12 protein-coding genes, 1 tRNA gene and 1 pseudogene are annotated in these 14,884 nt (G+C 65.2%); 6 read left to right on the forward strand and 8 right to left on the reverse strand.

Going from position 1 to position 14,884, the window contains the following annotated elements; all coding sequences use genetic code 11:
* Positions 1–97 precede the first annotated feature (97 nt).
* The 4 genes from ACE10X_RS44165 to ACE10X_RS44180 form a co-directional block, all read right to left on the reverse strand.
* A complete protein-coding gene (locus tag ACE10X_RS44165) occupies positions 98–829 on the reverse strand; it encodes an LptA/OstA family protein (protein WP_038382657.1) in 732 nt (243 codons plus the stop codon).
* On the reverse strand, positions 826–1,560 hold the full coding sequence (lptC, locus tag ACE10X_RS44170; RefSeq protein ID WP_038382658.1) for an LPS export ABC transporter periplasmic protein LptC: 735 nt from the start codon (positions 1,558–1,560) through the stop codon (positions 826–828). The genes ACE10X_RS44165 and lptC overlap by 4 nt, the downstream gene beginning before the upstream one ends.
* A gap of 154 nt (positions 1,561–1,714) precedes the next feature.
* Entirely contained in the window at positions 1,715–2,329 is a 615-nt protein-coding gene (locus tag ACE10X_RS44175) for a ribonuclease D (RefSeq protein WP_038382659.1), read from the reverse strand.
* Between the two features lie 217 nt (positions 2,330–2,546).
* Positions 2,547–5,330: an autotransporter outer membrane beta-barrel domain-containing protein gene (locus ACE10X_RS44180; RefSeq protein WP_051002759.1), complete on the reverse strand. Its 2,784-nt coding sequence runs from the start codon at positions 5,328–5,330 to the stop codon at positions 2,547–2,549.
* 451 nt (positions 5,331–5,781) lie between these two features.
* Between ACE10X_RS44180 and ACE10X_RS44185 the strand changes: the two genes are divergently transcribed.
* Both ACE10X_RS44185 and fusA read left to right on the forward strand, forming a co-directional pair.
* Positions 5,782–7,050, forward strand: a complete 1,269-nt coding sequence (locus tag ACE10X_RS44185) for an MFS transporter (RefSeq protein ID WP_038382660.1) — start codon at positions 5,782–5,784, stop codon at positions 7,048–7,050.
* Between the two features lie 121 nt (positions 7,051–7,171).
* Positions 7,172–8,031, forward strand: a pseudogene (gene fusA, locus ACE10X_RS44190) (elongation factor G); the annotation flags it as partial.
* A 104-nt stretch (positions 8,032–8,135) separates the two neighbouring features.
* Here the strand turns inward: fusA and ACE10X_RS44195 are convergent.
* Positions 8,136–8,222: transfer RNA gene (locus ACE10X_RS44195), tRNA-Leu, on the reverse strand.
* A gap of 146 nt (positions 8,223–8,368) precedes the next feature.
* Here ACE10X_RS44195 and ACE10X_RS44200 point away from each other — a divergent pair.
* The gene (locus tag ACE10X_RS44200; protein ID WP_304557386.1) at positions 8,369–9,337 is read left to right on the forward strand and encodes a complex I NDUFA9 subunit family protein; all 969 of its coding nucleotides are present in this window, start codon (positions 8,369–8,371) and stop codon (positions 9,335–9,337) included.
* A gap of 151 nt (positions 9,338–9,488) precedes the next feature.
* Here the strand turns inward: ACE10X_RS44200 and ACE10X_RS44205 are convergent, their stop codons facing one another.
* Positions 9,489–10,295, reverse strand: coding sequence for an undecaprenyl-diphosphate phosphatase (locus ACE10X_RS44205; RefSeq protein WP_028341730.1), 807 nt, complete (start codon positions 10,293–10,295; stop codon positions 9,489–9,491).
* A 263-nt stretch (positions 10,296–10,558) separates the two neighbouring features.
* Here ACE10X_RS44205 and ACE10X_RS44210 point away from each other — a divergent pair, with 263 nt between their 5' ends.
* From ACE10X_RS44210 to ACE10X_RS44220, 3 genes are all read left to right on the forward strand, one after another.
* Entirely contained in the window at positions 10,559–11,251 is a 693-nt protein-coding gene (locus ACE10X_RS44210) for a glutathione S-transferase family protein (protein WP_028341731.1), read from the forward strand.
* The gene (gene queG, locus ACE10X_RS44215) at positions 11,200–12,396 is read left to right on the forward strand and encodes a tRNA epoxyqueuosine(34) reductase QueG (protein WP_304557387.1); all 1,197 of its coding nucleotides are present in this window, start codon (positions 11,200–11,202) and stop codon (positions 12,394–12,396) included. The genes ACE10X_RS44210 and queG overlap by 52 nt, the downstream gene beginning before the upstream one ends.
* A 133-nt stretch (positions 12,397–12,529) precedes the next feature.
* Positions 12,530–13,327, forward strand: coding sequence for an acyl-CoA thioesterase domain-containing protein (locus ACE10X_RS44220; RefSeq protein WP_038382666.1), 798 nt, complete (start codon positions 12,530–12,532; stop codon positions 13,325–13,327).
* Positions 13,328–13,396: 69 nt separating this feature from the next.
* Here the strand turns inward: ACE10X_RS44220 and ACE10X_RS44225 are convergent, their stop codons facing one another.
* Both ACE10X_RS44225 and ACE10X_RS44230 read right to left on the reverse strand, forming a co-directional pair.
* Entirely contained in the window at positions 13,397–13,864 is a 468-nt protein-coding gene (locus tag ACE10X_RS44225) for a nuclear transport factor 2 family protein (protein ID WP_038382667.1), read from the reverse strand.
* A gap of 178 nt (positions 13,865–14,042) precedes the next feature.
* Positions 14,043–14,867 (reverse strand): carboxylesterase, encoded by an 825-nt coding sequence (locus ACE10X_RS44230; RefSeq protein ID WP_038382668.1) that lies wholly within the window; start codon positions 14,865–14,867, stop codon positions 14,043–14,045.
* Positions 14,868–14,884 lie beyond the last annotated feature (17 nt).

Raw genomic sequence — 14,884 nt, forward strand, 5'->3', positions numbered from 1 at the left:
GGCCGCTGCAGTAGATACAGTCTCGCCCCGCCGGCTTCAACCTCGCGGCGGCAGAATATTATCTAACTAATTGATTCTGCTTGACCTTACGTGAGGCTTACTTGGACTTGCCGCCTGGAATCAGCTGCAGCGGCGACGGGGCCGGGGCTGAGCCGGGGGCGGCCGGCGCGCCGCACTTGCCGCTCTGTCCGCCCGGCGACTGGATGAACAGGCCCTGCACCTTGCCATTGTCGGCTTCGACGCGCGAGACGCCGGTGGTCATGTCGACCAAAAGGCGGTCGCCGCGCAGCACATTCTGGCACTGGGTCAGCACCACCTGGCTGCCGCCGCCGCCGAGCATCGTGATCAAATTGGTCTTGGTGTCGAAGATCGCGGTCTCGCCGGTGACGACCTGGTCCTTCTGGGTGACGACGACATTACCCTTTGCCTCCAGCCGCTTGATCGAGGAGGCGCCGCCGGGGCCGGGTGTTGCCGACTGCATCGGCGCGGCACCCTTGGCGGCTGCCCCCTTGGTGCCGGTCGGGGCGGGCGCCGGCGCCTGGGTCGATTTATCCTCGTAGAACACGACCAGCGTCTTCGACGTCATGGTGGTGTCGCCCTGCACGACCTTCACATTGCCGGCGAAGGTCGCCTCCTTTTTCTTGTCGCGCATTTCCAGCGAGGCGGCCTCGATCTGGATCGGCTGGTCGCGGTTCTGCGAGAAGCCCTGCATGGCGTTGGGCACGCCGCTCATCGAGCCCTGCGCGAACGCAGCACTCGCGGCGAAAAGCGCGAACAGGAACGCCGCAATTGCCATGCCGTGCGGAAAACGTCTCATCATCAAAATCATTTCGTGTTGGCGGACTTGCGTGGCTTCGGTGACGGCGGCGGCGGCGGCGGTGGAGCGGCCTCGGCCGGCGGGGCGGCATTGTTGTCGCCGAGCTTGTCGAGATTCATCACGACATTGCCTTCGAACCGCACCAGCTCGCCGCTGTTGTAGATCCGAAGCCTGTCGGCGGTGAGCGTGCCGTCGAGCAGCTTGACGTCGACATGCTCGTCCGACGACACGTTGCCTTTGTTGATGTCGACGAAGGCCTGCGTCAGCCGGGCCTCATAGCCGGTGGACGACTGCAGGAAGATGTCCTGGCGCAAGTCGAGCAGCTGCTTCTTGTTGTCGAAGAAGCCGGTGCGCGCATCCATCGTCACCGTCGACTGATCCTGTTGCGCCACCTTGGCGCGGATCGTCTTCAGCTCGACATGGTCAGGATCGGTGACGTCCTGGATCGCCGCCTTGGCCCACATTTCATAAGGCCGTCCGTCGTTGGAGAAGCCGGCGATATGCGGCGCTTCCATCGTGATCTTGGTGCCGGACACGACGAGGTTATCCATCTCGAGCGGCAGCTTGGGGATCAGGTCGTGGAACGGATTGAAGAGCGCGATGTAGATGACCACGGCCATCGCCAGGCCGACCATCGCGGGCACCGCGACGCGCAGGATCCGCACCATGCGGCTGTGCCGCGCGGCGGCGGCAAAGCGCGCCTCGAGGCCCGTGACATAGGCTGGATTCTGAACCGAGTTCACCTGAGCTCCAGAGGCGCGAAACTGCCCCTATTCTAGCCGGAGCCGCCCAAATATGCAGCCCGGACCTCGCCTCGCGCCCCCGCACCGGACCACGCGTGAACAGTTTGGCCGAAACGGGGCGGAACTGCCCCGGCCGCGACGAATTCGGCGCGCATCATGAATGGGCGAAAATGTCCTCGGCCTCCCAGCCGTCGAGATCGAGCCTGGCGCGGGCAGGGAGGAAGTCGAAGCAGGCCTGGGCGAGATCTGTCCGCCCCTCGCGCGCGAGCATGACATTCAATCTGTCGCGCAGCGCATGCAAATGCAGCACGTCGGAGGCGGCGTAGGCGAGCTGGGCCTCGCTGAGGCTTTGCGCGCCCCAGTCGCTGGACTGCTGCTGCTTCGACAATTCGACGTTCAGCACCTCGCGCACCAGATCCTTCAGGCCGTGGCGATCGGTGTAGGTGCGCGACAGCCGCGAGGCGATCTTGGTGCAATAGACCGGCGTCGGCATCACGCCGAACGTGTTGTAGAGCACCGCGACGTCGAACCGTGCGAAATGGAAGATCTTGGTGATGCCGGGATTGGCGAGCAGCGCCTTCAGGTTCGGCGAATCGATGTGGCCCTTCGGAATCTGGATCACGTCGGCGGTGCCGTCGCCGTTCGACATCTGCACCACGCAGAGCCGGTCACGGTGCGGATGCAGCCCCATGGTCTCGGTGTCGATCGCCACCGAGTCGGTGTAGCGGGACAGATCGGGCAGGTCGCCGCGATGCAGGCGGATGGTCATGCTGTCAAAAACCTCATCGAATCGCCGTCGGAATAATCCGCCGACAGGCGAGCATGCGCCAGTCTTCGGATCGCACGGGCATCGGGTCCGGTCAGGACCGGACACGAACAGCGGAAATCCTCAATTGTTCCGGCACAGATAGCTCAGGGTGTACCGCCATTGTGCAGCGGAGACAATGGGTTGCTATCCCGCCGCGCGCCCCCACGAGGGCGCGCCATCACTGCCAGCTGACGCGGAGGCCGAAGCGGCCGGTGATGTCCTCGCGATGGAGGCTGTCCACCGAGGTCGTGTAGCCCGCGCTCGCATAGGCGCTGATCGTGCGATTGAGCTGCGCGGAGACGCCGGCACCGATCTCGACGGCGGTGCCGCGGCTTTGCACGCCGATCAGGTCTGTCGTCGCGAACGCGATGCTGCGGTCATTCGCGGCCGTGTGCCAGAGATTGGCCTCGAGATAGGGACGCAATTCGGCCGTGCCGACGACGAAGGTTGAGGGAATGCGCACGCCAAGCCGCCCGGTCAGCGTATCGGCACTGCCGAGCGCGACGCTCGAAAACATGTCGTTGAAGCTGTCGAACGACTGCCGCTGCCAGATCAGTTGCGCCTGCGGCTCGATCGCAAGAAAACTGTTCAGCGGGATCGGCGCGCCGGCTTCCAGCGACGCAGCGACGCCTGTGCCCGATACCCGTGCGCCGACCTGACGATCCGACTGCGGGCTTGCGCCGTAGAAACTGCCCATCAACACGGCGTCGACATACCAGCCCGAGGGGCCGACATGGGTCCAGTAGCCGCCGACATTCTGGCTGTCGATCGAGAGCGTGCCGGTGCGGACATCGTTCAGCCCGAGCGCGAAGCCGTTGATGGTGCCGCTGGCCCAGCCATACGCATAGAAGAAGCCGGCGCGATCATGATGCTCGGGCGCGGACTGGAAGCGCAGGATGTCGACGCCGACCTGCACGCCGGCCATGGTGCCGTCGAAGGCGGGGCTGACCGTGCCGGCCCAGCTCTGCGAGCTGTGCGAACCATAGGCACGCGCCCACGCCGCCGGCTGTTCGCCGCCGCTGGTCAGCAAGGCCTGATCGCCCTGGCGCTGATGGAAGGTGCCGAGCGTCGCCAGCCCGAGCTTTTGCGCCACCTGCGGCAGCGCCGAATAGACCGACACCTCTTCACGGTAGAGCTGGACCGGCGCGGCGCCTGCCGGCGGCGGCGTCAGCGACGACAGATCCTCCGCAGGCAGCCCCGGAGGCGGCGGCACCACGTTGGGCGATGAAGGTGGCGCCGGTGCAGGCGCAGCCGGGGGCGCAGGCGAGGCCGTGCCGGGCAACAATGTCGAGCGCAGATACCAGTTGTTGGCGCTGCCGGCGGAGACGCCGCCGCGGAACAGCAGATATTCGTGCGCGCCGGCCATGACGGCGTTGGAGAGGCCGAATGCGCCCGCAGCCGTGGTGCCGCCGTTGACGGCCTGCACCACCATGATGCCGTCGGCGGTGGTCAGTGCGCCCGCGCCGCCGGCATTGGTGACGGTCACCGCGGTCGAGCCCGACGCATTGCCGCCGGAGATGACGAGCCGATCCGACGGCGAACCATCGCCACCGAGCACGGTGCGCAGATAGAGCCCGCCGCCATTGCCGACATAGTTGCCCGCGATCGTCAGGCTGTTCGCGGCGGTGGCGCCGCCGTTGGTCAAATTGATCACGCCGGCATTGGTGACGGTGATCGGCGGGCCGCCCGGAAACGGCGTGATCGACGGATTGGCGCCATTGCCCGCCAGCAGGCTGGTGCCGGCCGCGATCGACACATTGCCGGTCAGCGACGTCTGCAGCGTCAGCGAACCGCTGTTGATGAAGGTGTTGGCGAAGGTGCCGGTACCGGCCCAGGTCCAGTCATTGCCTTCCATCGTCAGCGTCTGGAATCGCGCGAACGCATTGTCGACCGTGCCGCTGCCTTGCAGCCGCACCTGGTTGTTGCCGCCGCCGCCATCGGCAAGGCCAACGATCTGCGAGCCGGTTTGCAGGATCATGGTCACGGCACCGCCGCCGCCCGCGAGCGCCGTGCCGCCGTTGCCGGCGATCAGGCCGGCATTGACGACGGTGGTGGCGCCGTTGAGCGTGCGGATCGCGGGTCCCGCCTGGCTGATGATCTTGCCGCCGGCGAGGTTCTCGATGCGGGCGGTGAACGACGATCCGGCGGTGTTGGAGAACACGCCGTCGGCATTGACGCCGCGTGCCTCGATCGTGCCGCTGTTGCGCAGGACGCCGGCATTGCCTTGCATGAACACGGTGTTGTTGGCGGTGCCGCCCGCGTCGCCACCGGTCGTCAGCAGCGTGCCGGTATTGGTGATGGTCGCAAACTGGCCGGCGGAGAAGATCGCACGGGCGCCTGCGCCGGCCGTGGTGATGGTGCCGCTATTGGTGAAGGTGTTGCTGTCGCCGGTCTGCACAAAAAGGCCGTGCGATTGCGGGCCCTGGGTGGTGATCGTCCCGGTATTGATCAGCGTGTTGTTGTTGTGCTGCGTGAGACCGGTGATGGCAAGGCCGCGCGAGGTGCCGTTCTGCGTCGTGATCGTGCCGTTGTTGATCAGCGTGTTGCCGTTACTGCTGGCGGCGATCGCATTGCTGCCGGCGCCCGAGGTCGTGATCACGCCCGACGCGCCGTTGGTGAAGACATTGCCGTCGCCGCTGCCGAAGATGCCGGTGCCACCGCCGCTGATGGTCAGCGCGCCGTTGTTGGTGGCGGCGCTGCTGGAGACAAGGCCGATCGCGGTCGCTCCGGCGCCCGGCGTGATGCCGGCGCCCTGCAGCACGTTCACGGTGACGTTCGAGCTGCCGGCAACGGCCTGCACGCCGGTCGGCGAGGGATTCGGCGCTGCGGTCGAGCAGGTTACTGTCTGCCCGCTCGCTGGCGCGAGACTGTCGCAGGCCGCAAACGCCGGGGACGCGGACAACAGACAACCGCCGCCCAAGGCCGTGCACGACAGGATCGCCGCGAGCCGCGAGGAAACCATGCCCCTACTCCACCGCCGGCGCGAAGCCGAGCCCCCGGCCTCGCCGCCATCTGCTACCCCGCCCCGCTCTCAGCTCCGCTGATCCGCTCCGTTCAAGCTTGAAACGATTTGCAGCGACCTGTTGCGCGGTCGCCACAGACGGAACCATGAGATGCATCGGCGCGATTCACATCCTTGACGTGCGTACTCTTCCAAGGTTGTGAAGTACAGCATTCACCCGTTGCAGTTATTGACCGACACAACCGGAAACAATCGCCATGGTGTCTCGGGTGCGCCGCTGCCCCCATCTTCTCGCCAAGTTCGACGTGGCCACGCGGCCAAGTCGGAGCCAAGTCATTGCCGCTACGCGTTCGATTTCGAGGGAACTGTTGCTCGCGCGCCCCATGAAATCCGGCCGCGCCTTCCCTATCTGTTGCCGGCCAGCACCGGCATCCCCAATGAAATGAGCCTTATGTCCGACCAGATCATCGCTGCGCCGATCGACGACGACCAGCAGGAGCGCGGCTTCTCGCGCTACCAATCGTTCCTGATCGCGCTGCTCGCCTTCACGCAATTCACGCTGATCCTCGATTTCATCATCATGTCGCCGCTCGGCGCCATCCTGATGCCGTCGCTGAACATCACGGCCGGGCAATTCGGCGTCGCGGTCTCGGCCTACGCGTTCGCGGCCGGCATTTCCGGCGTCCTCGCCGCCGGCTTTGCCGATCGCTTCGACCGCAAGCGGCTGCTGCTGTTCTTCTATGTCGGCTTCATGCTTGGCACCGTGCTCTGCGCGCTGGCGCAGAATTTTCACGTGCTGCTGCTCGGCCGCATCGTCACCGGCATTTTCGGCGGGGTGATCGGCTCCGTCGTGCTTGCCATCGTCACCGACCTGTTCCCGCTGCAACAGCGCGGCCGCGCCATGGGCGTGCTGCAGACGGCGTTCGCCGCGAGCCAGGTGCTCGGCGTTCCGGCCGGCCTGTTCCTGGCCAATCACTTTAACTGGCACATCTGCTTCGTGGCCATCGTCGGCCTGTCGATTGTCGCGATCGCGGCGATTGCAATCGCGATGCATCCGGTCGATGCCCATCTCAAATTGCAGCACGACAGCAATCCGTTCCGCCATCTGATCGCGACCGTGGGGCAGCCGCGCTACACGCTGGCCTTCCTGGTGACCACGCTGCTCGCGACCGGCGGCTTCATGCTGATGCCGTTCGGCAGCGCCTTCACCGTGCATAATCTCGGCATCGACATCGTCCACCTGCCGACGATCTATCTCGTCTCAGGCCTGTTCAGCATCATCATCGGGCCGCTGGTCGGCCGCGCCAGCGATGCGTTCGGCAAATATCCGACCTTCGCATTCGGCTGCGTGGTGACCGTGATCATGGTGCTGATCTACACCAACCTCGGCCACGTCTCGCTGCTGACCGCGATCGTGGTCAATGTCCTGATGTTCATCGGCATCTTCTCCCGCATGATCCCGTCGCAGGCGCTGATGTCGGCGATTCCCGACGCCAGCCAGCGCGGATCGTTCAGCGCGATCTCGGCATCCGTGCAGCAGCTGTCGGGCGGGCTCGGCTCGGTCTTTGCGGCGGCGATCATCGCGGAAAATCCCGACGGTTCGCTGCTGCATTTCGACCGGCTGGGCTACATCGTCGTCGCAACCACCATCATTTCGATGATCGCGATGTATTTTGTGCAGCGGCCGATCGCACGGCGTGCTGGGCGGCGGATCGTGTGACGGCAGGCGCGGCGGCCCGCTCCGACGACGCTGGTTGGCGGCGATATTTGGGCGCCGCCGCCACCTACGGTTCATCCCGTGATATCGTAAGGCGATGATGGATCAGGTCGTGCAGCCCGGCATTATCGAAATTGCGATCGAGCCCAGGTCGAAAGCTGACAACGAGAAGCTTATGGCGGCACTCGCCGAGCTGAGGATTCGTCGTTCCACGTCCGCCGATCATGAGTCCGGCCAAATCATCCTGAAGGGCGTCAGCGAGCTCCAGCTCGACAACAAGATTGATCTCTTGAAGCATGCCTACGGCATCGACGCACGTATCGGTGCACCGCAGGTCGCGTTCCTCGAGCGCGTCACCCGCCGGGTCGAGCACAGCTACACTCACAAGCGGCAGAGCGGAGGCGCCGGCCAGTTCGCGGCCGTCACCCTCGTGGTCGAGCCGAACGAGCCGGGCAAGGGCTACGCGTTCGAATCGAAGATCGTCGACGGCGCGGTGCCGAAACAGTACGTCCCCGGCATCGAGGGGGTTTCGTGAGCGTCTTGCCCTCGGGCGTGGTCGCCGGCTTCCCCGTGGTCAACGTCAGGGTGCAACTGACCGACGGCAAGTTCCACGACGTCGACTCGTCGGCACAGGCCTTCGAGATCGCCGCCCGCGCCTGCTTCCGCGAGGCGCTGCAAATGGGCAAGTCAGTGCTGCTCGAGCCGATCATGAAGGTCGAGGTGGTGACGCCAGAGGATCGCTTGGCTGCTGTCATGCACGACCTGCGCCTGCGCCGTGGCAATATCCAGAATCAAATCGCACACAACGACGGCATTGCCATCACGGCAATGGTGCCGCTGCTGAACATGTTCGGCTATACGAATGGCCTGCGTGCCGCAGGCCAGGACCGTGCGACCTTCACCATGCAGTTCGATCACTACGCCGAGGCGCGGCCGAACGATGACGACCCGCCGTTCGGTCCGGCGATGGGAATGCGTGCCTAGGTGCTGGGCGAACCCGAGACGCAGAAAGCCCGCACTGTGGCGGGTTACGGCTTCGCCGCACCCACCCTCCGGATACTGAACGATTTCAATCGCTTAAAAGGGGGTGGTGCCCAGGAAAGGACTCGAACCTTCACGGCCGTTAAGCCACTGGCACCTGAAGCCAGCGCGTCTACCAATTCCGCCACCTGGGCATGTGGAGCGGCTTAGTAAGGATCGGTTGCGCGCTTGTCAAATTCGCGATTGGAAATTCAAATACCCTGTACAGGATAAGGCCGATGGCGTATCGCCAGACGGTTAACCCACGTCAATCGCTCTCGAATCCCACAGGAATCACCCCATGGCATCGAACCTGGACACGCTCGTCACGGTCTTCGGCGGATCGGGTTTTCTGGGGCGGAACGTGGTCCGGGCGCTCTGCAAGCGCGATTACCGCGTCCGAGTCGCGGTGCGGCGGCCTGAACTGGCCGGCCACCTGCAGCCGCTCGGCCGTGTCGGGCAGATTCATGCCGTCCAGGCCAATGTGCGCTATCCGGCCTCGGTCGAGGCGGCGATGCGTGATTCGCATATCGCCATCAACCTGGTCGGCATCCTGGCCGAGGGCGGCGGGCAGAGCTTCGATGCCGTGCAGGTGAAGGGTGCCGAGAGCATCGCCAAGGCGGCGGCCGCTGCCGGCGGGCGGATGGTCCATGTCTCGGCGATCGGGGCCGACGCGGATTCGCCCTCGAGCTATTTCCGCGCCAAGGCGGAGGGCGAGGCGGCGGTGCTGGCGGCCTTGCCACAAGCCACCATCATGCGGCCGTCGCTGCTGTTCGGGCCCGAGGATCAGTTCACCAACCGCTTTGCGGCGCTGGCACGGATGTCGCCGGTGCTGCCGCTGGTCGGCGGCGGGGTCAACACGGTGCAGCCGGCCTATGTCGGCGACGTCGCGGTCGCCGTGGCCAATGCCGTGGACGGCAAGGCGAAGCAGGGCGCAGCTTACGAGCTCGGCGGGCCGGAAGTGCTAACCATGCGCGAGGTGATGCAGATCATCCTCAAGATCACCCAGCGCGATCGCATGCTGGCGCCGCTGCCGTTCGGCCTCGCCAAGTTCCAGTCGTACTTCCTGCAGTTCGCGCCGGGGCCGTTCACGCTGACCCCGGACCAGGTCGAGATGCTGCGTTCGGACAATGTGGTGTCCGACGCCGCCAAGGCCGCCGGCCTGACCTTCGCAGGCCTCGGCATCTCGCCGGATTCGATGGAAGCGATTGCCCCACAATATCTCTGGCGCTTCCGCGCCACCGGTCAGTTCCAGAAGAAAAGCGCGTAGCTCCCCCAACTTGTCGTCCCGGCCAAGCGAAGCGCGAGCCGGGACCCATAACCACGAATGTCCGATTTGTGCAGAGCTGTGGCCACAGATCTTCGTAACTGAAAGTGCTGTGGTTATGGGTCCCTGCTTTCGCAGGGACGACAGAGTGCCCTTACCGTCCCATCGCCAGCGCGATCAGGCCGAGCGTGCCGACGATCACGCGCCACCAGGCGAAGAAGGTGAAGCCGCGGCGGGTGACGAAGTTGAGGAAGGCCCGCACCACGATCATCGCCGTGATGAACGACACCACGAAGCCGACCGCGATGACGCTGAGATTGTCGGACGTGAAGTCGGCGCGGTTCTTGTAGAAATCATAGGCGAACGCGCCGACCATGGTCGGGATCGCGAGGAAGAACGAGAACTCGGCCGCCGAGCGCTTGTCGGCGCCGAGCAGCATCGCCGCCACGATGCTGGCGCCCGAGCGCGACACGCCGGGAATCATCGCCAGGCACTGCGCGACGCCGATCCAGAAATACATCAGCAGCGGGAAGCGGGTCGCATCGTCCTCGTACACTTTGAGATCGAGCTGATCGACCCACAGCAGCACGGCGCCGCCGACGATCAGCGTGAAGCAAACGACCCACGGATTGAACAGGAACTCCTTGATGTATTTGCCGGCGATCAGGCCGATCACGACGGCAGGCAGGAACGCCACCAGCACGCCAATCACGAAGCGGCGGTCGTCGGGATTGGTGAACATGCCGAGCGCGACGCGCCACAATTTGACGAAGTAGAGCGCGAGGATCGCGAGGATCGCGCCGAGCTGAATCAGGATCGCGAAGCTCTTCCAGAAATTGCCTTCGCCCAGATTGAAGAAGCGCTCCGCAAGCAGCAGGTGGCCTGTCGAGGAGACCGGCAGGAACTCCGTGACGCCCTCGATGATGCCGAGAATCACCGCCCGCAGCATATCCGTCATCATGTTGTGGCCTGCCCTGTGTGGAAAACGGGATTCTTCTCGCTTATTCGCACATTGGCCGCAATCGCAAAAAATCGTCAAACAATGGGTTACCCGGCCGATTTGCTGAGCTATAGCGTTTTTGTGACCCGCACCATCTGCGGGGATGGCTACCGGTTTGCGTGCTGACGCGACATAGAGACGACCGGAACTGGTCTGGCCAAAGCACAGGTCCAGGCCGCACAGGTTGATGATTTCTTAAGCGCCGCGAAACTACCAAGGGCTTCATGTATACGCTGTATCACCATCCGTTCTGTCCGCATTCGCGCTTCATTCGGCTCGTGCTCGGCGAGTATGGGCTCGATTTGCGCCTTGTGGAGGAACGGGTGTGGGAACGGCGCGAGGCGTTCCTGGCGCTCAATCCGGCGGCCACCACGCCGGTGCTGATCGCCGAGGGCTTTCCGCCGATTCCGGGTGCGCCTGTGATCGCCGAATATGTCGACGAGGCGCATGGCCTCGATGCCGGCGATCGGCGCCTGCTGCCGACCTCGACGGCCGAGCGCGTCGAGGTGCGCCGGCTGATGGCTTGGTTCAACGAGAAATTCTTCGAGGAAGCCTCCAACCCGCTGGTGACCGAGCGGATCTACAAGCGCTTCATGAGCGAGGACAATGGCGGCGGTCCGCCGGCCCCCGACGTCATGCGCGCCGCCAAGGTCAATGTGCGCTATCATCTGAGCTATATCGGCTGGCTGGCGAAGACGCGGAACTACCTCGCCGGCGACCGCCTCACCTACGCGGATCTCGCCGCCGCGGCGCATCTCTCGGCGATCGACTATCTGGGCGACGTGCCATGGAGCGAGGACGACGCGGCAAAGTCGTGGTACGCGCGGGTGAAATCCCGCCCGTCGTTCCGCCCGCTGCTGAGCGAATGGCTGGCGGGGGTGCCGGCGTCGCGCACCTACGTGGACCTCGACTTCTGAACCCGGCGGTCAGGCTCTCCCCTTCCGATCTCAAAGCGGCGCTTCAGCGCGAGGCACGCGCGCTCGGCTTCGATGCCATCGGCTTCACCGCGCCTGATGCGACCAGCGAAGCCGGAAAATATTTCCTCGAATTCCTCGGCTCCGGCGGCCATGGCGACATGGACTGGCTCGCGGCCAATCCGGAGCGGCGCGCCGATCCGCGCGTGCTGTGGGGCGGCGTGCGCTCGATCATCATGCTCGGCGTCAATTACGGGCCCGACGACGACCCGCTCGACATCCTCGCGCGCCGGTCGCATGGCGCGATCTCGGTCTATGCGCAGGGCGACGACTATCACGACGTGATCAAGAAGCGGCTGAAGATCCTGGCGCGCTGGCTCGCCACCATCACCGGCGACGAGGTGAAGGTGTTCGTCGACACCGCCGCGGTCATGGAGAAGCCGCTCGCCCAGGCGGCCGGCATCGGCTGGCAGGGCAAGCACACCAATCTGGTGTCGCGCGAATTCGGCTCGTGGCTGTTTCTCGGCGCGATCTATTCGGCGACCGAGCTGCCGCGCGATGATGCCGAGGCCGATCATTGCGGCAGCTGCCGCGCCTGCCAGGACATCTGCCCGACCGCAGCGTTCCCCGCGCCCTACAAGCTCGATGCGCGGCGCTGCATCTCGTATCTGACGATCGAGAACAAGGGCCCGATCCCGCACGAGTTCCGCAAGAGCATCGGCAACCGCATCTATGGCTGCGACGATTGCCTCGCGGTGTGTCCATGGAACAAGTTCGCGCAAGCGGGGCGCGAGCAGAAGCTCGCCGCGCGCGATGCGTTGCGGGCGCCCGCGCTTGCCGATCTGGCACGGCTCGACGATGCCGCCTTCCGCGCGCTGTTCACGAAGTCGCCGGTCAAGCGCATCGGCCGCGACCGCTTCATCCGCAATGTGCTGATCGCGATCGGCAACTCCGGCGATGCAAGCCTTGCCGGCGAAGCGCGGCGTTTGCTCGACGATGCGAGCCCGCTGGTGCGCGGCGCCGCGGTGTGGGCGCTGTCGCAGCTGATCACCCGCGATGCGTTCGCGGCGCTGGCGTCGCGGGCCGGCGGCGAGCCCGACGTCACCGTGCAGCAGGAGTTGGCGCGCGGCTCTGCCCCCTCATCCTGAGGAGCGCGCAGCGCATCTCGAAGGATGAGGCCACAGACCGGGCCTCATGGTTCGAGACGCCGCTTCGCGGCTCCTCACCATGAGGGTGAAGAGTCTTGATTTCATCGCGCCGTTCCCGTCATGGTCGCACGCCATGACAAACCAGCCTTTCTTCACCAGACACGGCGACGGCTTCATGCCGACGGCCGTTGCGAACGGACCGTGGAGTCCGGAATCCCTGCACGGCCGCGTCGTGATCGGCCTGCTCGCCTTCGTCATCGAGGAGCGCCACGGCTCCGACGATTTCGTCCCCGCGCGGCTCACGGTCGACATGTTCCGGCTGCCCAACATCACGACCCCGATCGAGGTGACGACCAAGGTCGTGCGCGACGGCATGCGCATCAAGATGATCGAGGCCGAGTTTATCTCCGGCGGCACCAGCATGGCGCGCGCCTCCTGCCAATTGTTGCGCAGGACGGAAAATGCGCCCGGCAATGTATGGTCACCACCGAACTGGCAGGTGCCGGCACCGGCGGAGATTCCAAAGCCGGCCGATCCGAGGCTCGGCATGAACGGCAAGTGGGAGACGCGGCCGATCGTCGGCCATATGGGCTCGCTCGGCGACCGACGGCTCTGGATGAGCGAGGTGCGCGAGCTCGTCGAAGGCGTGAAGATGACGCCGTTCGTCCATGTCGCGACCGGCGCGGATTTCGCGAGCCCCTTCGCCAATGCCGGCGACCAGGGGCTAGGCTACATCAACAGCGACGTCACGATCTATCTGCATCGTTTGCCGGTGACCAACTGGATCGGCTTCGAGGTCGTCAACCACCACGCCACGGACGGCATCGCGATCGGCGAATGCTGGCTCTATGACGAGAAGGGCCCGATCGGCACCTCCACCGTGGCGGCGCTCGCCCAGCGCAAGCCGATGACCAATCCGCCACCGCCGTAAGCACGCGTCATTCGCCGGTGCGCAATTGCGCATCTGGGGACGCGCGAAGCGCGAACCCGAATGACAGAACTAAACGAGATGCCGCTGCATCTCCGGCCGCGCTTTCAGCTCCGCGCCCTGCTTGCCGACGATCTTGGCGATGCGCTCCGGCGCGAAGTTCAAATCGACGAAAGCCGGCGCGGTGTTGGCGACCTCATGGTACTCCGTGATCTTGCCGTCACGCAGCCGCATGATCGCGACGCCCTCGAACAGCGCGCGCGCGCCGTTTGCCTCCGGCAAGGTCGAGCGATAGCTGAACGTGTAGCGCGCGTAGAGCGTCGCGCCGTCACTGACGGGATCATGCATGACCCAGCGGAAATCAGTCGCGGTCCGGTAGGACCAGTCGTCGATCATCTCGGCGATTTTGCCGTGGCCCTTGAAGGCACCGTAGAACACATCGTGATAGACGCCGTCCTCGGTGAAGAGATTTGCAAAGGCCTTGCCGTTGCGCTGTTCGACCGCGTCGCAGAACGCGCGCAGCATCGTTGTGGTTTCCATTGGTATTCTCTCCCGGCTCCTCGCTTCTTCTTCCCTCTCCCCTTGTGGGAGAGGGTGGATCGAATGAGCGAGAGCTCATTCGAGACGGGTGAGGGGTCTGTGTCCGCGGAGAGAACCCCTCATCCGGCGCGGACATCGTCCGCGCCACCTTCTCCCACAAGGGGAGAAGGAAAAAAGCTTAGCCGATCTCCGCCACCGCGGCGATGATCCGGGCGATGTCCTGCGGCCGCGACAGGCGGTGGTCGCCGTCCTGGATCATGGTGAGCACGACGTCCTCGGCCGGCAGGCGGTGCACCAGCGCGAAGGCGTGCTTCCACGGCACGTCTGGGTCCTGCGCGCCCTGTAGGATGCGCACCGGGCAGCCGACGTCGATCTTGCTGCCGAGCAGCAGGTGGTTGCGGCCCTCCTCGATCAGGATGCGGGTGATCGGATAGGGCGTGCCATCGCCATAGTGGGACGGACGCAGCCACATGCCCTTGGCCTCGATCTCGGCGCGGACCTCCGGCGAGAACGCCTTCCACATCAGTTCCTCGGTGAAGTCGGGCGCCGGCGCGATCAGCACGAGGCCGGCGAGCGAAGCACTGCCGCCGCCGGCATTGGCCCGTTTGGCGATCTCACGCGCAAGCAGCAGCGCCATCCAGCCGCCCATCGAGGACCCGATCACGACCTGCGGCCCGCTGCAGAACTGCGAGAACACGGCCACGCTCTCCTCGAGCCAGCGGCCGATGGTGCCGTCGGCGAACTCGCCGCCGGATTCGCCATGGCCGGAATAGTCGAACCTGACCGAGCTGCGGCCGTGCTCGGCCGCCCACGCATCGAGCGCCAGCGCCTTGGTTCCGGCCATGTCGGACTTGAAGCCGCCGAGCCAGAACAGGCCGGGCGCGCCACTTGCGCTGCCGGGATTGCTGCCGGCACGGGCGCGCACCGCGATCCGGCGCGCCTCACTGCCTTCGCCGACCTCGATGAAGGCAGGTTCCTGTTCCGATGCGGCGGTTTGGCTCATGGTTCGGTCACTCGCGT

The organism is Bradyrhizobium sp. Pha-3 (genome assembly GCF_042258325.1).
Taxonomy (GTDB): Bacteria; Pseudomonadota; Alphaproteobacteria; order Rhizobiales; family Xanthobacteraceae; genus Bradyrhizobium; species Bradyrhizobium elkanii.